The sequence below is a fragment of the Haloarchaeobius pelagicus genome, from assembly GCF_051207375.1.
In the GTDB taxonomy this organism is placed as follows: domain Archaea; phylum Halobacteriota; class Halobacteria; order Halobacteriales; family Natrialbaceae; genus Haloarchaeobius.
This window is the reverse complement of record NZ_JBPJZD010000002.1, coordinates 813,191-833,607: the sequence shown is the minus strand read 5'-3', so window position 1 is coordinate 833,607 and position 20,417 is coordinate 813,191. Positions and strand designations below refer to the sequence as shown.

General features: G+C 64.9%; 18 protein-coding genes. 8 read left to right on the top strand and 10 right to left on the bottom strand.

All coding sequences use genetic code 11. The features are described 5' to 3' along the window. Nucleotides 1–18: 18 nt before the first annotated feature. Genes ACSC1S_RS16730 through ACSC1S_RS16720 form a run of 3 tightly spaced genes read left to right on the top strand, consistent with a single transcriptional unit; the run spans nt 19 to nt 4,097 of the window. Complete coding sequence (locus ACSC1S_RS16730) at nt 19–1,167, top strand: thiamine ABC transporter substrate-binding protein (RefSeq protein ID WP_435319955.1); 1,149 nt, start codon at nt 19–21, stop codon at nt 1,165–1,167. Next, on the top strand, nt 1,168–3,084 hold the full coding sequence (locus ACSC1S_RS16725; protein WP_435365281.1) for an ABC transporter permease: 1,917 nt from the start codon (nt 1,168–1,170) through the stop codon (nt 3,082–3,084). Next, nucleotides 3,081–4,097: an ABC transporter ATP-binding protein gene (locus ACSC1S_RS16720; protein WP_435365280.1), complete on the top strand. Its 1,017-nt coding sequence runs from the start codon at nt 3,081–3,083 to the stop codon at nt 4,095–4,097. The genes ACSC1S_RS16725 and ACSC1S_RS16720 overlap by 4 nt, the downstream gene beginning before the upstream one ends. A gap of 278 nt (nt 4,098–4,375) precedes the next feature. On the opposite strand, the gene ACSC1S_RS16715 is transcribed toward ACSC1S_RS16720, so the two are convergent. Further along, a complete protein-coding gene (locus tag ACSC1S_RS16715) occupies nt 4,376–6,745 on the bottom strand; it encodes an ATP-dependent DNA helicase (RefSeq protein WP_435365279.1) in 2,370 nt (789 codons plus the stop codon). Nucleotides 6,746–7,003: 258 nt separating this feature from the next. Between ACSC1S_RS16715 and ACSC1S_RS16710 the strand changes: the two genes are divergently transcribed. Next, nucleotides 7,004–7,558 carry a DUF1684 domain-containing protein gene (locus ACSC1S_RS16710; protein WP_435319951.1) on the top strand — a complete coding sequence of 185 codons (555 nt, stop codon included), beginning with the start codon at nt 7,004–7,006 and terminating at the stop codon, nt 7,556–7,558. 5 nt (nt 7,559–7,563) lie between these two features. On the opposite strand, the gene ACSC1S_RS16705 is transcribed toward ACSC1S_RS16710, so the two are convergent. The 3 genes from ACSC1S_RS16705 to ACSC1S_RS16695 form a co-directional block, all read right to left on the bottom strand. Further along, on the bottom strand, nt 7,564–8,235 hold the full coding sequence (locus ACSC1S_RS16705; protein ID WP_435365278.1) for an SdpI family protein: 672 nt from the start codon (nt 8,233–8,235) through the stop codon (nt 7,564–7,566). Nucleotides 8,236–8,300: 65 nt separating this feature from the next. Further along, nucleotides 8,301–8,522, bottom strand: coding sequence for a hypothetical protein (locus ACSC1S_RS16700; protein WP_435365277.1), 222 nt, complete (start codon nt 8,520–8,522; stop codon nt 8,301–8,303). After that, nucleotides 8,519–9,199, bottom strand: a complete 681-nt coding sequence (locus ACSC1S_RS16695; RefSeq protein WP_435365276.1) for a class I SAM-dependent methyltransferase — start codon at nt 9,197–9,199, stop codon at nt 8,519–8,521. Before ACSC1S_RS16695 ends, ACSC1S_RS16700 begins: the two co-directional genes overlap by 4 nt. 103 nt (nt 9,200–9,302) lie before the next feature. Between ACSC1S_RS16695 and ACSC1S_RS16690 the strand changes: the two genes are divergently transcribed. Both ACSC1S_RS16690 and ACSC1S_RS16685 read left to right on the top strand, forming a co-directional pair. Next, nucleotides 9,303–9,767: a DUF2391 family protein gene (locus tag ACSC1S_RS16690; protein WP_435365275.1), complete on the top strand. Its 465-nt coding sequence runs from the start codon at nt 9,303–9,305 to the stop codon at nt 9,765–9,767. A gap of 109 nt (nt 9,768–9,876) precedes the next feature. After that, a complete protein-coding gene (locus ACSC1S_RS16685; RefSeq protein WP_435365274.1) occupies nt 9,877–10,455 on the top strand; it encodes a DUF7090 family protein in 579 nt (192 codons plus the stop codon). A gap of 98 nt (nt 10,456–10,553) precedes the next feature. On the opposite strand, the gene ACSC1S_RS16680 is transcribed toward ACSC1S_RS16685, so the two are convergent. The 5 genes from ACSC1S_RS16680 to ACSC1S_RS16660 all read right to left on the bottom strand — a co-directional run bounded on the left by ACSC1S_RS16680 (nt 10,554) and on the right by ACSC1S_RS16660 (nt 13,852). Then, nucleotides 10,554–11,333, bottom strand: a complete 780-nt coding sequence (locus tag ACSC1S_RS16680; RefSeq protein WP_435365273.1) for a DUF7089 family protein — start codon at nt 11,331–11,333, stop codon at nt 10,554–10,556. After that, on the bottom strand, nt 11,333–11,431 hold the full coding sequence (locus ACSC1S_RS16675; protein ID WP_435365272.1) for a hypothetical protein: 99 nt from the start codon (nt 11,429–11,431) through the stop codon (nt 11,333–11,335). Before ACSC1S_RS16675 ends, ACSC1S_RS16680 begins: the two co-directional genes overlap by 1 nt. Nucleotides 11,432–11,801: 370 nt before the next feature. Continuing rightward, on the bottom strand, nt 11,802–12,815 hold the full coding sequence (locus ACSC1S_RS16670; RefSeq protein WP_435365271.1) for a Zn-ribbon domain-containing protein: 1,014 nt from the start codon (nt 12,813–12,815) through the stop codon (nt 11,802–11,804). After that, nucleotides 12,815–13,201, bottom strand: coding sequence for a DUF2073 domain-containing protein (locus ACSC1S_RS16665; RefSeq protein ID WP_261649127.1), 387 nt, complete (start codon nt 13,199–13,201; stop codon nt 12,815–12,817). The genes ACSC1S_RS16670 and ACSC1S_RS16665 overlap by 1 nt, the downstream gene beginning before the upstream one ends. Before the next feature lie 3 nt (nt 13,202–13,204). Continuing rightward, the gene (locus ACSC1S_RS16660; protein ID WP_261649126.1) at nt 13,205–13,852 is read right to left on the bottom strand and encodes an Era-like GTP-binding protein; all 648 of its coding nucleotides are present in this window, start codon (nt 13,850–13,852) and stop codon (nt 13,205–13,207) included. A 1,900-nt stretch (nt 13,853–15,752) separates the two neighbouring features. Between ACSC1S_RS16660 and ACSC1S_RS16655 the strand changes: the two genes are divergently transcribed. Continuing rightward, nucleotides 15,753–17,309, top strand: coding sequence for a Cdc6/Cdc18 family protein (locus ACSC1S_RS16655; RefSeq protein ID WP_435365270.1), 1,557 nt, complete (start codon nt 15,753–15,755; stop codon nt 17,307–17,309). 398 nt (nt 17,310–17,707) lie between these two features. Here ACSC1S_RS16655 and ACSC1S_RS16650 read toward each other — a convergent pair whose 3' ends face one another. After that, the gene (locus tag ACSC1S_RS16650; protein ID WP_435365269.1) at nt 17,708–18,712 is read right to left on the bottom strand and encodes a S24/S26 family peptidase; all 1,005 of its coding nucleotides are present in this window, start codon (nt 18,710–18,712) and stop codon (nt 17,708–17,710) included. A 120-nt stretch (nt 18,713–18,832) separates the two neighbouring features. Between ACSC1S_RS16650 and ACSC1S_RS16645 the strand changes: the two genes are divergently transcribed. Beyond that, entirely contained in the window at nt 18,833–20,398 is a 1,566-nt protein-coding gene (locus ACSC1S_RS16645; protein WP_435365268.1) for a DNA-directed DNA polymerase II small subunit, read from the top strand. The last annotated feature ends 19 nt before the right edge of the window (nt 20,399–20,417 follow it).

Below are 20,417 nucleotides of genomic sequence, written 5' to 3'. Positions count from 1 at the left end.
AGGTGGAACCACCGGATAATGAGACGGAGGGACTTCGTATCTGCGGTCGCTGCTGCCGGGGGACTCGGCCTCGCCGGGTGTCTGACGAACGACGGCAGCGGGGACGCAGATGGAAACGGTGGCGGAACCGCGACGACGACCAGCCAGGCAGCACAGAAGACCACCACGACGGGGGAACCGTCGGGGACGCTGACGGTGGCGACCTACGAGTCGTTCGTCGAATCCCCGTCGAGCAGCCCCGGCGCGTGGATCAAAGAGCAGTTCGAGGCGCAGTACGACGACGTGACCATCGAATGGAAGACGCCGAAGAACGGCGTCACCGAGTACGTCCAGCGTCGCAGCGAGGGCGTCTCCGTCGACGCGGACGTGTACGTCGGCCTCAACGTCGACGACCTCGTCACCATCGACGACACGCTGGGCGAGCAGCGCCTGTTCGGTGAACTGCCGCGCTCGGACGTGTCGAACGCGGCCCGCGTCCGCTCCGAACTGGAGTTCGACGACCCCAAAGGAAGAGTCCTCCCGTACGACACCGGCTACATCAGCCTCGTCTACGACAAGGGCCGCGTCGACGCGCCGCAGACGTTCGAGGACCTCACGACCGACCCGTATTCGGGAACGCTGCTCGCCCAGAACGCCCAGAACACCGACTCGGGGCAGGCGTTCATGCTGTGGACCGTCGCCACCATGGGCGAGGACAGCTACATCGACTACTGGAAGGAACTCCAGAACAACGACGTGAAGATTCTGGGTTCGTGGTGGAGCGCGTACTCGGCGTACCTCGACGGCGAACGCCCCATGGTCGTCTCGTACTCGACCGACCAGGTGTACGCCAACCGCGACGACCTCGACATGTCGAAACACCAGGTCGGCTTCCTGAACGACCAGGGCTACGCGAACCCGGAAGGGATGGCGGTGTTCCAGAACACAGACAAGCCTCGGCTTGCAACCGAGTTCCTGAACTTCATGCTCGCGAGCGAGACCCAGGCAGAACTCGCGGTCCGGAACGTCCAGTTCCCCGCGGTCAGCGACGACCACGTCTCGCTCCCCGCGTCGTTCGACGACTACGCCTTCCGCCCGCCAGAGACGGTCGCCTACACGTACGAGGAACTCAAGGGCAATCTCTCGACGTGGACCGAGGAGTGGGCGAAGACCATCGCCAGCAACTAGATGTCCGAATCCGACCGGCTCCAGCAGGCGCTCGGCCGGTCGGCGACCGCGGACGATTCCACACGAACCGCCAGCGACCGCCTTCGGGGCGTCCTCGACCGCTACGGTCTGCCGGGCCTCACGGTCGGGACCGCCCTCGTGCTGGTCGTGATGCTCTTTCTCCCCGTCGCGCTCGTCTTCGAGGAGGCGTTCGGCGGCGCGGCCCCGTTCGACTCCTTCACGACGGTTCTCACCGACCCGTTCTACACCGGCGTTTTTGCGAACGTTTTCGCCCGCCCGCTCGCGGTCGGGATCCACGTCGGGAACGTGCTGGACTGGATCGCCGCCGTCCGATTCACCGGCGGCTCGCTCTCGCTGCCACCCCTCCGCAAGGGCCTGTTCGGGTTCACCGCCTGGCAGGCGTTCCTCTCGACGCTCGCGAGCGTCGCCATCGGCCTTCCTGGAGCCTATGTCCTCGCCCGGTTCGAGTTCCCCGGCCGGCGGACGCTTCGCTCACTGACCATCCTCCCGTTCGTCCTCCCGGGCATCATGGTCGCGAGCGGCTTCTACGCCGCCTTCGGCCGTGATGGCCTCGCGAACTGGCTGCTCGGGCTGGTGGGTGTGGGGCCGCTGAACTTCCTGGGCAACCACCCCCTCGCGGTCGTCATCCTCGCCCACGCGTTCTACAACGCGCCACTGGTGACCAGGGTGACCACGGCGGCCTGGGAATCCGTCGACGAGAGCGCGGTCGAGACCGCCAGAAGTCTGGGGGCGAGTCGCCGCCGGGCCTTCCGCGACGTGGTGCTTCCCCAGCTCAAGCCGGCCATCATGACCGGGGCGCTTCTCACCTTCATCTTCACGTTCCTCACCTTCCCCATCGTGCTCGCACTGGGCGGGCTCGAACTCGCGACCGTCGAGGTGTGGGTGTACGACCGCGTCTCGAACCTCAAGTTCGAGGAAGCCGCGACGCTCGCGGTCCTGGAGACGGCCATCTCCCTCGTGCTGACCTACGCCTACCTGCGGTACGAGGCGGCCCAGCGCGCCATGGGTGGTGGTGCCGGGACGAGCCGTGAGCCGCTGTTCGGCGCGCTCGACCCGAAACGGGCGGCCATCGCGCTCTATGGACTCTTCGTGGTCGTGCTGTTCGTCGGCCCCCTGGCTGCGATGGTCCTCGAAGGACTCACCGACGGCGGCGGCCTGACACTGAAACACTACGCGTTCCTGCTGGAACGCCAGACCACGGGCGCGAGCTTCCAGACGAAACCGCTGCCCGCCATCGTGAACTCGCTCACCTTCGCCGCCGCGACCGTCCTCGTGGCGGTCCCGATGGGCATCGTGGTCTCGGTGGTGACGACAGGTGAGAATCGTGGTCGTGGCCGGTCTGCGGTCGAGACGCTGACCATGCTCCCCTTCGCGGTCTCGGGGGTCGTCTTCGGGGTCGGCCTGCTGCGCGGGCTCGTCTTCGGCATCCCGCTGTGGGGCGGCTGGCGAATCCAGGTGACCGGCACCATCGCCATCGTCGCGGCCCACGCGGTCGCCGCCTACCCCTTCGTGGTCCGGAACGTCGCGCCCCAGTTAGATGGGGTCGACCGCCGGCTCGTCGAGTCGGCCCGAAGTCTGGGCGCGACCCGGACCCGGGCGCTGCTCGACGTGGAACTCCCCCTCGTGGCGACCGGGCTCGTCGCCGGTGCCGCCTTCGCGTTCGCCATCAGCATCGGCGAGTTCGATTCGACGGTGATTTTGGCCAGCGACGCGGCCAGCTACACGATGCCAGTCGCCGTCGAACGCTACCTCGGAAGGCGGTTCGGGCCCGCCATGGCCATGGGCACGGTGCTACTCGCCGTGACTGCCGCGAGCTTCGTGGTCGTCGGGCGACTGGGCGGGCGGGTCGACCACGGCTCGGCCCCCGGGTCCGGTGACGGAGGTGGTCGCCCGTGAGCGACCTCCACCTCGATTCCGTGTCGGTCGAATACGGCGACGCGACCGCCCTCGAGGACGTGAGCCTCGACGTCGACGACGGTGAGTTCTTTACACTCGTTGGGCCCTCGGGCTGTGGGAAGACCACGACCCTGCGGACCATCGCCGGGTTCGAGGAGCCGAGTTCCGGCGTGGTTCGATTCGGCGACGAGTCCATGGCCGGCGTTCCGCCCGAGGACCGCGACGTGGGCGTCGTCTTCCAGAACTACGCGCTGTTCCCACACATGAGCGTCGCCGAGAACGTCGGCTATGGCCTCCGGTTTACCGACCACTCGAACCACGACGCCCGGGTCGCGGAACTGCTCGACCTCGTCGACCTCGCGGGGATGGAAGACCGCGCCCCCGACGAGTTATCGGGCGGCCAGCAACAGCGCGTCTCCCTCGCCCGCGCCCTCGCCCCCGAACCCGACGTGTTGCTGCTCGACGAACCGATGAGCGCGCTCGACGCCCGGCTCCGCGAGACGCTGCGGCGCGAGGTCGCGCGCATCCAGTCCGAGCTGGGCGTCACGACGGTCTACGTCACCCACGACCAGGAAGAAGCCCTCGCAGTCTCGGACCGCGTGGCCGTCATGCACGACGGGCAGGTCGAACAGGTCGGCACGCCACAGCAGGTGTACCGCGCCCCCGAGAGCCGGTTCGTCGCGGAGTTCGTCGGGGAGAACAACGTCTTCTCTGGTGCGACATCTCCAGTCGAAACGAAGGGGGTTCGCGTGCGCGTTGGCGAGGGTGAATTCGTGCTTGGAGAGGCGGTCCAGGGCGACTCGGTGACGTTCTGTGTTCGCCCGGAGCACCTGCGCCGTGACCATCCCGAGAACCAGTTTACGGTGCAAGTGACTCAGACGGAGTTCCTCGGTGAATCGGTTCGCGTGTACTGCGACTGGGACGGGCGACAGGTGGTGTGGCGGACCGATTCGGTGCCCGAGGACGAGACGGTGACGCTCGGATTCGACCCCGCAGATGCGACCGTGGTGTGATCCTGCTTCTGGGACGAATCAACCGCTCTGGCGCGCGCTGTGTCGGGTGGCGAGCGCCAGCGAGCGACCGACACTGAGCCGTGCGAGGGACGACTGGAGCGAAGCGAAGTGAAACGGAGCGAAGTGGAGGGAGTCGGCTGGGGAGGGTGTGGGTGCGGTGGTGTGTGCGGTGTGCGGTGTGCGGTGCTGTGTGCGGTGGCGGTCATCGGCGCTAGCGATAGTGGTCGAATCCCTCATCGAACCGGCTCAAGCGACGACTCACCGGACTGACCCAGAACTCACTGTTGAGACCAGAACCGCTCCAGCCCGAAGTCCAGCATGTCCGGACTCACCGGCTGGAACTCCTCGCGCTCGGGCTCGGGGAGGTACTCCCGGACCGAATCCCACGACTCGCGGGCGTAGCGTTCGTCGACGAACACCCGGACGCCGACCTCCTCGGGACCGCGGATTACGCGCCCGATGGCCTGCCGCGCTTTTCGAACCGCGGGCACCGTCAGCGCGTACTCGAAGCCGTCGCCGAACTTCTCGTCGTACGCCTTCCTGACGGCGCGGGTTCGCGGGCTGGCGGTGTTGATGAGGGGAACCCCGCAGACCACGGCGGCCGACAGCCGGTCGCCCTTGTAGTCGACGCCCTCGGTGAGGGTCCCACGAAGACTCGTCACGAGCACCTTCCCCTCGCCCGCGAAGAACTCGTCCTTGAGGTCCTCGGTGGTGCTGTCGGCACTGGATTCGTCCAGCAAGACCTCCTTGTCCAGACGCGTTCGGCACTGCTCGGCAGCCCACTCCGCTTCGTAGTAGTTCGGCATCCCGACGAGGACGTTCCCCGGCGAGGACGCCACCGAGCAGATGGCGTCGATGTAGGTCTGGCGGACCCGATTCTCCTCGCCCGCGTCGCCCCGGTTGTCGTAGGTGTACTTCGGGGCGGCGACGGCGAACGATTCGCGGTTCTCCTCGGGGAAGTGCAGGCCGTAGGTCCGCTGTTCGACCGGCCGGCCCTCCTTCTCGAGGTGGTTCAGGCCGGTGACCTCTGCGAAGATGTCGATGGGTGCGAGGGTCGCGCTCATCAGGACGCCGCCGCCGAACTCCGCGAGGTGCTCGGCGATGACGCTGGAGGGGACGCAGTTCTGGATGGCCAGCCGGGCGTTGTAGGCCCGACGCCAAGAGTCGACCGGCTCCATGTCGTCCCAGGTTCGTTCGAGTTCGATCTCGCGGAAGTACTCGGTGTGGTCGCGGTGGAACCACGCCGAGAGCGCGCGAGCCATGCTCTCCACTGCTCTCGATTTCTCCTCGTCTTCGGCCTCGTTGAGCACCCTCGCGGTGACCGCCGCGATGTCGGGCAGGTCGGTCCAGGTGCGGCCGTCGTACCCCGCCGCCTCGGCCCACTCGGTTATCTCGTCGGGCGCAGGATGCTCGGGGTCCCGGAGCGGAATCTCGGCGTCCGGCAGGTCGTTCAGGTCCGACTTCCAGCCGCGATGCTCGCGGTCGAGATGGGCCGTGACGCGCCGGTCCAGTTCCTCCCGGAGGTCGACGACGAAGTCCCGGGCGTGTTCGAGGTCGGATACCTCGATATCCGTATCGTTCAGTTCGCCGCGGACCAAATCGGCGTCGGCGGTGGTCTGCCGGCTCGTGGTGCCTCGCCCTTCCGAGAAGGCGACGGGCTGGATGACGCGGGTGAGTTCCGCCTCCGCGTCTCTGAGTGTCCGGTCGGCCACACCGTCGCTGACGAGGTCCCGTACTCGCGGTTCGAGCATGTGTGCCTCGTCGCAGACGAGGAAGGTCGAGTCGTCGAGGAGGGGACCGGTGAACGACGAGGTCGTGGTCGGGTCGAACGCGTGGTAGTAGTTCCCGACGACGACCTCGGCGTGCGCGAGGAGGACGCCCATCAGCGAGTGGGGGCAGGTGCCGTACTCCATCCCCTTCCCGACGAGGTCGTCGGGGCGGAGCAAACCGGCATCGGAGAAGTCGAAGGGGACCGCCTCGGCCGGGTCGCCGTCGTCGGGCATATCCGCGAGGAAGCGGGCGTAGAACGGACAGAACTCGATGTCCGTGGTCCCGGTGTCGTACTCGGGCATCGTGCGGGGGTAGGGCGACGGTTCCCCCGCGCTCTCGAGGTACGACGCGGCTCCCCCGCCCGCACCCGAACTCGCGAGGTCTATCTGCTGGCTTCTGGCGACTGCGGTCAGCGCCTCCGCCGTGGTGTCGCCGCCTTCTCCCGTGAGGTCCCGGGTTTTCTCCCGGAGCGTGTCACACCGGTCGTACACGTTCCCGTCGTCGATGCCGCCCGCGTTCTCCCGGTTGTAGGGGCAGACGTCCGATTTCCCGACCAGGGTAAGCCCCGAGACGGGGTCCCAGTCCGCCGGGAGGTTCGCGTTGATGGTCTCCAGGTCCTCCTCGAACTGCCGGAGCTGCTGTTTCACGCTCGTCAGTACGAGCACGCGCTCGTAGTCCGAATCGGGGTCGCGCACGAGGTTGATGCCGGCGGTCAGCGCCAACATGGTCTTGCCAGTCCCGCAGGCACCCTCGACGACGGTGAAGCCGTCGTTTCGGGCCGTCTCGATGGCGGTCTCGATCCCGTCGACCTGGTCGTCGTACGGTTCCGCGTGTCCGAAGACGGCTCGCCACGGCGCGCTCATCTGTCTCTGCTTCATCGTCCTCCGTCCATAGGCCTGTCGTTGGTGGCCGCGGTATCGATGATAAACTCCGGGACGGGCGAGCGAACTTGCGAGGACCTGGGGACCCATCTCCAGTGGAACCGGAGGGGTCGCCGTGGGTCCCGCCGCCGGCCGAGCAAGTGGTTCGCTGGCACCAGCAATCCTCCGTCGCCGCCAGCAATCGCGTCACGACCCCACCGACCAACACCGCACCCAGAGCACAACGACTACCCGACTCGACCCGAAACGACGGGTATGAGCGACTTCGACGCTGCTACCTGGCGGACCGAACTCGAACAGAAACGCGAGGAGAAAGACGAGTTCTTCGCCGAGCACCCGCAGTCACCGATTCCGCCCGAAGAACGCGACGACTTCGACGGCGTCGCCTACTTCGACCCCGACCCCTCGTTTCGGGTCGAGGCCGAGCTAACACACCACGCGGAGCCCGAGCCCGTGCCGATGGAGACCACGAGCGGTCCCGAGGTGCGCTACGTCCGTGTCGCGACGCTCAGCTTCGACCTCGACGGCGAGTCGTACGAACTCCACGGCTACAAGCAGCGCCCCGGCGAGGGACAGCCCGAGCCGCTGTTCGTCCCCTTCCGCGACAAGACCACGGGTCAACAGACCTACGAGAAGGGTCGGTACATGGAGCTGCACGTCGACGGCGACCTGACCGAGGTCGAGACCGTGACGCTGGATTTCAACCTGGCGTACTCGCCGTTCTGCGCCTTCTCGGAGACGTTCTCCTGTCCGCTCCCGCCCGAGGAGAACTGGCTGGAGACGACGGTCGAAGCCGGCGAACGGTACTGACCGTCTCAGAGACCGGGGTCCGGTGACGACCCGTCGCGTCCCACCAGTTTCCGGTAGAGGTAGTACGAGTACACGATGGTTATCACGGCGGTCGCGAGCGCCGGCACCAGCAGGAAGTAGATGGCGTACTCCCCGGACAGGAGCCCGACCAGCGAGACGACGGCGGTGAGTTTGAACAGCCGACCCCCGAGTTCGTGGGTGCGCTTCCAGACCTCCTCGTTGCTGAGCGTCCACGGGGTTCGAATCCCGACGAACCAGTTGCGCTCGGTGTGCCCGAGGAGGATGCCGATGTAGTAGAACAGCCCGGCGACCGCGGCCAGGATGAACAGGGTGAAGTCGAACTCGTAGCCGAGGTTGAACGCGAGGATTCCCGCGTGGATGACGAACAGGTACGCCGAGAAGACGACCACGAACCAGTCGTAGTACGGGCGAAACGCCGCGACGTTCTCCCGGAGCGGGTCGATCCGCGGGAGCAGGGCGAAAAGCACCAGCAGTGCCGCCGAGAGCGCGGGGACGAGCGCGAGAGCGAGCGTCTTCGACATCCGTCCGTCGGGGTCGCCAGCCGCGTTCCAGTGCGTGACGAGCTGGGCGGGGAGCGACGGGGCGGCGACGACACTGGCGACGCCGCTAGCGACGACGAACACAGCTGCCACCGAGAACCGCTGGACAGTGTTCATACGAGAGGGTACGGCGGCCCAGATGAAGAATCAGCGTGTCGACAGGGGAAGACGGGCAGAACGGTTCAGAACAGGTAGCCGAACAGCGCGAGTAGCCCCATCACGACCACGCCGAGGCCAACGAGCCGGTAGAACGTGATTCTGGTGCTCGTGACGTACCGCCGCGTCGAGCGGAGGTGGGCGAACCGGAGCTTCAGCATCTCCTCGGGGAACGCGACGAACGCGAGCCCGACACCGAGGATGGCAATCATCCCGAACAGGCCGAGCAGGAGTTCCAGGACGTTCACGGACTCACCCCTACCGTCACCAGCGTGCCGAAGGTCCGGTAGCGCTCGACCATGTCCTCACGGCTGTCCCAGTCGTCCGTCGGGAACTCGTCGGCCGGCGGGATGTCGATGTCCCGGTCGGGAACGTTGTCCTGGGATGCCACGTGGAGGCCCGCGTCGCGGAACGCGTGGCGGTAGTCGGCCGCGCTCCACAACGTCATGTCCACCTCGATGAACTCCTGCCACTCGTGGGAGTGGACGTTCTCCTCGTAGTAGTTCACCGCACAGGTGAACGTCCCGCCCGGACGGAGGATGCGTGCGACCTCCGCCAGGGTATGCTCGGGGTCCTGGGCGTAGTAGAACGCCTCCATCGTCCAGACGTGGTCGACACTGTCGGTCGCGAAGGGCAGCTCGTCGAAGTCCCCGACGAGGTACCCGAGCGAGCCGTCCTCGGTGTACGACCTGGCGTTCTGTGCCATCTCCGGGGAGCCGTCGAGCCCGTACACGCGCCCGGCGTCTTTGGTCTCGCGGAGCGCACGGCCAGCGTAGCCGGAGCCGCAGCCGAGGTCGACGACCGTGTCGCCTGCCTCGACCGGCATCCGCGCCAGCGCGTGCTTTGCGGTGTGCCAGTGGCGGTCCTCCATGCCCTTGTCGCGGCCGTCCTGAGCCCACGCGTCGAACTCTTCACGGACACTCATGGGTAACCCCTCAGACGCGAGAGGACAAAACCCGTTCGGGAGATAGCTACTCATGAGCCACGAGAACGTACCGCTTATCCGGGGTCGGCTACCATCTACACCCATGGTTGGTCCCAGAAAGCGGTTCAAGCTCGCCGACAGCGCTCAGCAGGTGGTCGGCGGGTTCCTGCTCGCCGGGCCGTTCGTCGTCACCGAGGAGGTGTGGGTTCTCGCGTCGAACATGAGCACGATGCACGGCCTCATCACGGTCGCCATCGTGTTCGCCATCGGGTACGGGGCCCTCTACAAGGCCGACGACGGCCGAAACCCGGACCGCGAGATGGAAGTCGGCGGCATCCCGCTGCGGTTCGTCTCCCTGATGGTCGTCTCGTTCGGGTCGGTCGCGATACTCGCTCTCGCGTTCACCGCACCCGACACGTTCCTCGTGGGTGATGGCGACGGTATCCTGACGACCGCGGCGGACGCCACCCCGACAGACACCGAGATCGCGGTCACGACCCTCAAAGCCATCAGCGTCGGTGCCATCTTCAGCGTGGTCGGCGCGGCGACCGCCGACTCCCTGCTGTGATGCCATCGTGGTCGAACGGCGACCGGACGTAGCGGCCCGAATGCGCCCCGCTACCGTATCTCAAATTTCCACCCGCAAGATTAAGTTCGTCCCGCCGGTTTCCGAAGATATGGACTATCAGCTCACGGTAGACGGACTCGACGAGACGATTCCAGGTGGTACCAACATCTTGCTGGTCCACCCCTCGACAGGCGAAACCGACCGAATCGACACGGAGTTTCTCAAGACCGACACCGACCACTTCTTCGTCATCTCCACACGCACAACAGCACGGGAGGTCAGCCAGAAACTCGAGTACTACGACGTCGATGAGACGAAAGCCGTCATCCTCGACACCCTGAGCGTCGAGCGAGGCTACTCCCGTCGCTCCAGCAAGAACGTCCACTACGTCTCCGCCCCGGACGATCTCGACGGCATCATCGAACAGACCGAACGCTTCTTCGACGAATACGACGGCAAGCTCCGGGTCAGCTTCGACTCCGTCACCGAGCTCGCCTACTACGCCGGCGAAGACGAAGCCCGCGAGGCCGTCGAACGCATCCTCGAACTCATCGACGAACACGACGCAGTCGGCCTGTTCCACCTCTCCGACGAGGTCCACGACGACGAGGTCGAGGAGGGCTACCGCGAGCTGTTCGACCGCGTCATCGACCTCGACGTCGAGGGTAACGTCGAGTTCGACGACTGATTCATCCGCTGGTTACACCGTCCATTCCGGCCCGGCGAGAACGAGAACTGCGGCACTTCGAGCGAAGAATACGCGTCGGAGACGGAGCCACTAGCCGATTACTGTAACGTCTCGAACGTCTTCTCGGCCCACTTGACCGCGTAGGGCGCACCACGGTCCCGGTAGGCATCGGTGTCGAGCGCCCCGAACGGGGCCGGGAGTTCGACGGCGTGCTTGAGCCCGCTACAGGCGAGTTCGGTCGCGTCCGCGAAGTCGGTCTGGCCGAGCGCGACCTCTCTGGCGAGTCCGTCCAGTCTCCCTTCCAGACGGGAGCCGGCGTCCTGCCAGGCGTCGCCGAGATCGGGCTGGCTCGTCAACCACTCCGCGAACACGTCACGTGTGTGTAGCCCGAGCCAGCCGTCGTACAGCGCGGCGGCGACCTGGTAGGTCGCGTTCGGGTCGAGCGGCATGGCCGCGGCGAGGTCTCGGTAGTGCTCGCCGAAGAAGCCGAGGAAGTGCTCGGGCACGTCGAGGCCGACCTCGACCAGTGCCTCCGCGACGAGGAAGTCGATGAATTCCGATGGTGAGCCCTCGACGCGGGGTTTCACGATGACGACCGGTGGCTTCGTCTGGTGGGTCCACGCGACGCTGCCGTCGCCGGGGGCACCGATGGTGAACTCGTTCCCCGCGAGCCGTCGCAAGAGCTCGGGGCCCTCCTCGGGTACCCACGCCGGGTCGTACTCGGTGGGCGCGAGCGAGTCGACGAGCAGACCGAGGTCTTCAGCCTGTGCTGGCGGAATCGTCTCGAAGTCGGTGGCCGCATCCAGGACGAGCGCCTCCGGGGCGTGCTCGTCGCGGACTGCTTCGACCGAAGGAGAGAGGTCGCGTTCGCTGAACATCACACGCCGCCAGCGCCGAGGGAGACGAGCACGAGGGCGATAGCGAGCACTCCAGAGACTCCGACAGTGGTCAGGACGATCTTCGTGGCGTCACTCATGTGCGGGAGGTACGAGCGGGAACGCTTAAAACCACCAGTTCCGGCCGCGAGCGTGGAACCGCCGCGGTTTCGTCTCGACGCTATCGGTTTCGGCTCGCCGATGTCGATGTCAGCTCGACCAATCGCACGAGTGCGCAGGCGAATCCCGCGCGAGGACAGCACCGTTTCGAGTGGAACCAGATACGCCTATGAATCGTATATTTGAATCCTCTAGCAGGTTCTTCGATAGGAAATGAAGGGGTGGTGGAGTGGTCGGGGTCGAGAGACAGACGAATCGTGACCGATCGTGACCGGGAGAACTGCCAGCAACAAAGAGTCGATAGCGAGTCGTCGGTGAGAGGTGACGGATGGGTTCGGGTGGAAACGGCGCTCACTCGCTCCCGCGCCAGCTGTCCGGCACGTCGATGACGTACCGACCGTCCTCGCGCAGGGAGATGATGTACTCCTCGCGGTCGTACAGCTCCATCAGGTTCAGCTCGTACTGGCCGGGGTTGAGGATCTTGATGCTCTCGAACTGCTGGTTGAGCTCCTCGCGGAGTTCGTCCAGGTCCGGGCGGTCGTCGACCTCGGTGTCGCTCGGCTCGGCTACCACGTGGCCGTCGGTCGGCTGTGGCTGTTGGCTTCGCTCGGTTGCCTGGGCTGCCCGTCGCGTGGAGTCACCACTGGTCGCCGGGGGCGACCGTTCGCTCGGGTCGGGGAGTTCGTCCGGCGAAACGACGTCCGAACGGGCGCTCGCCTGCGCGTTGTCCTCGGTGGACATCGTTCGCGCCGAAATCCCACCGGTGGCTTCCTGGTCCTCCGGCGATGGGGCCGGTCCGACCTCGCCTGCATCGAGTCCCTCCGCGTCTGCTGCACTCCGCGCCTCTGGTTCGCCTGCACTCGGTGGGTCCGGCTGTGCTGCACCCGGCGAGCCGGTGTCCCCGGCGGTCGACGCCGGTGTTTCCTGTGGAGCCGAGTCCACCGGGGAGTCCGGCGTTGCAGTGGCGGACTGGTCACCGGTCCCGCTCGACCCTCCGGTTCTGGTCGAACCGGCTGTCTCGGTTGGAGCCGAATCGTTCGCCGGGGCCGCTGAATCGTCCGCCCGAGCCGCCGCCTTCTCCGCGGGCGTATCGTAGTTCTCGGTCGCGGATTTGGGCCAGGCCTTGTCTTCGTCCTGGGAGTTCCGGTTCACCCAGTCGCGGACCGTCGTCGCCGCCTTACTCACGGCGCTCGATTCGGACCCGCGAGCCGGCGGTTCCGGTGGACTGGCGGACGCGGTCGCGTCGTTCACAGCTCCCTTCGGGATGAACTGGAACTTGTTCCCGTCACACTCGGGACAGCCCGACAGCATCTCCTTGGAGCCGTCCTCGAACGTTCGCCCGCATTCGGTACACTGGTGCGGCATTATTTCCGGGAGACGAGCGCGCTGATGAGGTTCTCGTCCTTGTGCAGCGTCTCTATCTGGTTCGCCGGTCCGATGACCGTGAGCTTCGACGTCTCCTCGCGACCCATGATGCGGTCGAGGATGCTCGAGTCGTTGGTCTTCGAGCGAGGATACGTCTCGATCTCGATGCCGTTGAACTCGTCCGGACTGATCTCGGTCATGGTGACCTCGATGAGCTTGGACTCTTCGTCGGGCGAGAGCCCTTCTTCGAGAATGACGATGTTACCATCGCGGACCCCATCGAGAATCATCCGAATCTTCTCCATGCTCGCCAGGTTAGCCATCCGCTCGCCACTGATGAGGTCGATCTGGACCCCGCCGCCGTCTGAGGTTTTTGCTTCTGGCATTGTTCACCCGAAGTAGTCCGCAATCTTGTCGTAGACCTCGTCCATGTTCTCGCCTTCGAGTGCCGACAACGGGACGGTCTCGTGCTGTGGGAACGCGTCTTCGATGCGCTTGACGCTCGACTCGTCGAGGTCGATCTTGTTCGCGAAGATGAGCACCGGCAGGTCGCGCGATTCGATGATGCCGATGAGCATCGTGTTCACCTGCGTGAAGGGGTCCTCGGAGCTGTCGAGCACGTAGATGACTCCGTCGACGTCCTCGCGGAGCCAGTGCATCGCCTCGGCGACGCCCTCGGTCGCTTCGCGGGACCGGCGAACGGCCTCGTCCTTGTCGAAGTCGTCGAACTCCATGAACTCCTCGTAGTCGACCTTCGTCGTCACACCGGGCGTGTCGACGATGTCGATGTTGACGGAGCTCCCGTTGCGCTCGATCTCGACGTTCTCCTTGCGCCGTGCGCGGCGCGTTTCGTGTGGAACGTGGCTCTCCGGCCCGACGGCGTCACCCGTCCAGTCTCGAGCGATCCGGTTCGCCAGTGTTGTTTTTCCAGCGTTCGGCGGTCCGTAGATGCCGATTCGCTTCTGCTGCTCCTCTTCTGCAAACAGACTTTCCCTCACGCGAGTGAGGCTGTCTTTCAGTCCTGAGATGAGTCCCATCCTGTTCTATCCTCCCACACGCGACGGGCCTGTGGACCCGTGATTCACGTGCGTCTGACCATAGTAGCGGACTCGACTCACTTAAGCCTACGTCAGACATATAATTGGGGTGACTGTTAGGTAGCAGCGGAGTCGGAAATCGAGAGACGGTGTCGCGATATGGGAGACTGGCTGTACTCCTGGTCCAGACCCGAAACAGGCCCCAGACGGTGGCTGGTCCCAGTCGCCGCGGTTCGGGTCGGAGTCGAGAAAGACGACCGGGGGTTGTCCCGGGAGAACCTCGGGCCGACTCGGAGAGGATTCCGGAGCGATTCGAAGCAACTCGGAGAGAACAGGTTGAGGGGCATGGTGGCACGGGTTGTGGGGGATGGTGGCACGGGTTGTGAGAGATGGTATCACGAGGCAGTGACAGCCCCCCACCCCTTCGTTTCGAGTGGAAACTGTCGAGGTGGTGGGGTGGGAGGGCGGAAGCTGGGGGATTTCGTTCTAGCTAGAAAACACGTTCCGTCCAACCTCTAGTCTACAATATAACTAGTTCTAGTAGCATTTGGATTAATGCGGCACTGCGGATATTGTTTATAGAGTAACGTCTTAAACATTCCGGGACTAGAAGTCCCTCTCGACCCCCCACCCACCTTTCTCCCGTTCCACCCGAAACAAAGGGGTGGGGGGGTTCCTAGACACGTGCTAGCACCCCTTCGTTTCCCGTCCACTCCACCGACTCGCCCCCAGACTTCCGTGGAAACCCGAACTCTCGTGGAGACTCGAACTCCCGTGGAGACTCGAACTCCCGTGGAGACCCATCCCGAGCTTCCCGTCGGTCTATCCCTGGCGACAACTGTCGAGCGGACCATCGCCGGTGAGCATCTCTGATCGCTGGTCACGAACCGAAGCCCACCGAATCTGGCCCCGAGTCAGGTCGGACAGGTGGTCCTCGTCGGACTCGACCCTACACGATAGTCTGACCCGAACACTAGCGGCGTGAGATGCTAGGCTCGTCTCGCGAAATGGAACAACGAGCGGAGCCCGGTGTTGCCCGAGAACATTCTCTCCACGAGTCTCTCCCCACGAGTTTCTCTCCTCGAGTTCTCAGCCCTCAATACGTATCTCTCGTCAAGTCACGCATTCACGCGCATACTAACTAGAATAATGAGATAGTAGAATAACGAGGTAGAAATAACGTAGTAAGGATCAACGAGTAAGAACCACACAGTCCGGTCAGGGATTCCTCTTCGCTCATCCCGGCGGATTCTGTGGTCACCCCCGTTCGACCGGAAACACTGGGCGAATCCCTCTGACCCCTTCGCCGGCGAACCCCTTCGCTTCCCGTCCACCCGAGTTTTCCCGTTTGGTTTCCCTGTTCGAGAGCACCCGAGTTTTCCCGTTCGAGACCTACTTCGGCGAGCTACTCGATCACCGCCCGGTCGAGCCTGTCTACTTCCCGGACGGGTTCGCTCCACTTACGTCCGAGACGACTCCCACAAGTGATCCAACGACCACAGCCGATCCCAGTGCCATATCCAACCCCACCACGCTCGGGTCACTTCGTCGAGGCAAGAACGGCTACGACCGGCCCATATCGGCCGTGACTTACGGTTCGACCTGAAACCGACGGCCCCCGTGTTTCACGGAACGCATCTAAAATCTTGTTTCGAGCCCGCTACTGCCCGGATAACCGATTTCCACCGGCACCAACCCCAGTTTCTTCGGGTGGAATACCCCCTGAATTGGTCGGAGAAGGACAACTATTATTACCCTCCTGTTCATCTGGTTCGTTTGCATCAACTGGACGAATCGACATCGCGTTCTATGCTGTAGACCTACTGATTTGCGGTGTCACGTCCTCTCGCGCGACATGAGCAGATAATCTCCAGCTGAAACAAGGGGGTTAACGTAACAGATGACCGATAAAGATGATGGCGGCGATGACGAGCCAGACCGGGAGCGACCCGGGAAGATAGAGACCTCACGAGACTTCAGCGTCGACCTCGACGACGTGGTCCTGGACGAGGAGGAAGAGGAGGAATCACAGGGGCTGTTCGACGACCTCCTCAGCGGGGAACCCATCTTCGAGAACAAGGAGGTGCTTCGCCCGTCCTACACTCCACACGAGCTCCCTCACCGGAAGGAGCAGATCAACAAGATGGCGACCATCCTCGTCGCCGCGCTCCGTGGCGAGACCCCCTCCAACATCCTCATCTACGGGAAGACTGGGACCGGGAAGACCGCCAGCGCGAAGTTCGTCTCGAACGAACTCGAGAGCACGTCGAAGAAGTACGAGGTGCCGTGTTCCGTCGAGTACATCAACTGCGAGGTGACGGACACCCAGTACCGCGTATTGGCCCAGCTCGCGAACAAGTTCATCGACGAGAACGAGGAGATAATCGACCGCCGAATCGACGAGCTCGAAGGGCTGCTGGACGCCCTCGACGAGCAGGCGTCGGTCGCTGACTCGGCCGACGACCACCACGGAAGCGCCGGGCAGTCACACCCACTGACCGGGACGGAGTTCGAGTCCAGAGAGGCGGTTCGCGACCGCATCGAGTCGCTCCGCGAGGACCAGGACGAGTTCGAGAGCGTCCCCATGACCGGCTGGCCGACCGACCGCGTCTACAGCGTGTTCTTCGACGCGGTCGACTACGAGGAGCGCGTGGTCGTCATCATGCTCGACGAGATCGACAAGCTGGTCGAGAAATCGGGTGACGACACGCTGTACAACCTCTCGCGGATGAACTCCGAACTGGAGAACTCCCGCGTGAGCATCATGGGTATCTCGAACGACCTGAAGTTCACCGACTTCCTCGACCCCCGCGTCAAGTCCAGCCTCGGCGAGGAGGAGATCGTCTTCCCGCCCTACGACGCCAACCAGCTCCGGGACATCCTCCAGCACCGTTCTGACGTGGCGTTCAAAGAGGGTGCGCTGACGGGTGACGTCATCCCGCTGTGTGCCGCCTTCGCCGCACAGGAACACGGTGACGCCCGCCGGGCACTCGACCTGCTCCGGACCGCCGGCGAACTCGCCGAGCGCTCGCAGTCCGAGGTCGTCGACGAGGAGCACGTCCGGCAGGCCCAGGACAAGATCGAGCTCGACCGCGTGGTCGAGGTGGTACGCACCCTCCCCACGCAGAGCAAACTCGTCCTGTTCGCCATCATCCTCCTGGAGAAGAACGGCGTCCACAACATCAACACGGGTGAGGTGTTCAACATCTACAAGCGCCTCTGCGAGGAGATCGACGCCGACGTGCTCACCCAGCGCCGCGTCACCGACCTCATCTCCGAACTCGACATGCTGGGCATCGTGAACGCGGTCGTCGTCTCGAAGGGCCGGTACGGCCGCACCAAGGAGATCAGTCTCTCCGTGCCCATCGACGAGACGGAAGCCGTGCTCATGAGCGACTCGCGGCTGGGCGACATCGAGAACATCCAGCCGTTCGTGCAGGCCCGGTTCAACAACTGAGCGCGTTCCTTCTCGTTGCTGTTCTAACCTTCTCGTTGCTGTTCTAATTGCGGTTGCTGTTTTTGCTGCGCCGGTGGTTGCCGTTTCGCGCCGGTGGTTGCTATTTCGCGCTGGTGGTTGCCGTTTCGAGTCGAACCGAAGGGTGTCTGTCCGGGAGAAGGTGACTCGCGCCGATGGCGATGGGGACCGCCACCGCACAGCACCGCGACCACAACCTCCCCAGCCGATTGCGCGCTTCGCTCCGTTCCGCTTGCGCTGCACTCCACTCCAGTGCTCATCCCTCGCGCGGCTCCGACTCGCGGCCTCGTTTTACTCGGCACGCTTGCCAGCGCGCGCCTGTCGGCTGGTCAGAATTCGATGAAACCGCGAAAACCCGAACACGAACTCGAACCCCCGACCTACAACCAGCCGCGTCGACGCGAAACGACGGTCCCGAGGCCAGCCGCGAACAGGCCGAGTTGCAGGCGAAGCCCGGCCAGGGTCGCCGGCCCGGTGCTGGCGGTCGCGCTCGCGAGATTGGCGAACTGGAGACGCACCCAGCCGAGGAAGGGGATGCGGACCTTCGCTTTCCCCTTGACCCACTCGGGTCGGACGATGTTGGACTGGCCGCCGACCTGGTCGTAGTGGTCGTTGGTCACCTGGTTGTCGCCCTTGGTGATGAACCCGGCGTGGGGGGCCGGACAGGCGTTATTGGCGATCTCGGCACACGAGTCCGCGCCGTCGAGGTAGCTCTGGTTCGCCCGGTCGTACCAGTTCTCGCCGCGCTCGACGTAGAACATGGCGCGATGGATGATGGGTGTGCGCCGGACGTCCCCGTAGGGCTGGTAGACGATGACGTTCCCGTAGTCACCGAAACTCCAGTAGCCGCCGTTGGTCCTGGCGTGTTGGTACGTCACCACCCCGGTGCCTTCGATGCCCCCGTCGGGTGCGTACCGGTCCTGGTCGACGATGAACACCAGGTCGTTCTTGTGCATGTGCGGCTCCATGCTGCCGCTCTCGACCGCGACGAGTGGCGGCCAGACGCCGCTGACGGCGAACAGGACGAGCCCGATGAGCGCGACGGTCAGGACACTGCTGCCGATGTCGCGAATCGTCTGGACCCACGGGTCGCTCGTGTGGAGGAACCAGTCGATGGGGCCGTCGAACTCCTCCGAGTCGTCGCCGTTCCCGCCCGGCTGTGGCGGCGGTGTGGCGGCGTCCGCGTCGGCGTCGACGAGCCGCTCTTGTTCGGGGGTGGTTCCGAGCGGTTCGGACCCGTCGGCTTCGTCGGGACTCGATTCGTCACTGACCCACTCCCACTCGTCTGTCGGACCCTGGTCCTCGCCGGGGGCGGCCGGGTCGCCGTCGCGACCGTCGGGCCGGTCGGCGTCGTCAGGGTCGTCGGCGTTGCCGGGTCCGGTCATCTGCTCGTGGATTGTCACCCGCGGCCAATCAACCTTCTGTTGCGGATTCTGGCCGTGCCAGCGGTCGGTCGGTCGTGATTTTCGGCACCCTTTTGCCCGCCCGGCTAGTTCGAGAGTGATGTGCCACTGGAGGGGTCCGCACGCATCGTCGGCGAGCTCGCGAGCCACGGCTACAACGCCGAACGCGAGGCCGTGACGCTCATCGCGACGGCCGACGACCCGACTGGAACCCTCCGCGCAGTCGTCGATGCGGCCGGTCCGGACACCATCGTCATCACCGCCGAGGACGTCCAGGCGGTCCGCGACGCAGCCCCCTCGGCTGCGCCGGTTCCGGACCCGCAGGGGACCGAGACCACGGATACCGATACCGCAGACACCGACCCCTCCGTTTCAGGTGGAGATTCCACCGCCGAACCCACGAATGAGGCCGCTGCTCCAGTCGAAACAGGGGGGTCGTTCGAGCGCTCCGGAGACCGCTCCCACCGCTCCCTCGACATCGCGGGCGACATCACCGGCCAGAGCACGGGAACGGGCGAGTACAAGGACTTCGTGAAGGTGTTCCGGGACCGCTACGACAAGCTCTCCAGCAAGCTGCGGGGTCGCGTCAATCACCGCCCCACGACCACCATCGAGTCGATGGCTCCGGGGAGCGAGGTCGCCATCGTCGGGATGGTGAACGACATCCGCTCGACCGCCTCGGGCCACTGGCTGGTCGAACTGGAGGATACCAAGGGGACGTTCCCCTGCCTGGTGATGAAAGACCGCGACATCGCGGAACTGGTCGACCAACTCCTCTGTGACGAGGTCATCGCCATCGAGGGGACCCTCTCGGACGACGCGGGCATCGTGTTCGTCGACGCGATGCACTTCCCCGACGTGCCCCGCACCTACGAACCGTCCTACGCCGACCGCCACGTCCAGGCCGCGCTCATCTCGGACGTCCACGTCGGCAGCCAGGAGTTCATGCACGACGAGTGGGACGCCTTCTGTGACTGGCTCTACACCGAGGAGGCCGAACACGTCGAGTACCTGCTCATCGCGGGCGACATGGTCGAGGGCGTCGGGGTGTACCCGAACCAGGACGAGGAACTCGACGTCGTCGACATCTACGAGCAGTACGAGACGTTCAACGAGAAGCTCAAGCAGGTGCCCGGCGACCTGGAGATCGTCATGATTCCGGGGAACCACGACGCGGTTCGCCTCGCCGAACCCCAGCCCGGTTTCGACGACGAGCTCCGGAGCATCATGTCGGCCCACGACGCCCGCATCACGGGCAACCCCTCGACGGTGACCATCGAGGGCGTCTCCGTTCTCATGTACCACGGCGTCTCGCTGGACGAGGTCATCGCGGAGCTCCCCGAGGACAAGGCGAGCTACGAGGAGCCACACAAGGCGATGTACCAGCTGCTCAAGAAGCGCCACGTCGCCCCGCAGTACGGGGGCCACACCCGCCTCGCTCCCGAGGAGAAGGACTACCTCGTCATCGAGGACGTGCCGGACATCTTCCACACCGGCCACGTCCACAAGCTCGGCTTCGGGAAGTACCACAACGTCCTCGCCATCAACTCCGGCTGCTGGCAGGAACAGACCGACTTCCAGAAGTCCGTCAACATCAATCCCGACTCCGGCTACGCGCCCATCGTCGACCTCGACACGCTCGACGTGACCGTCAGAAAGTTCTCCTGACCCTCGCCTCGACTCTCTC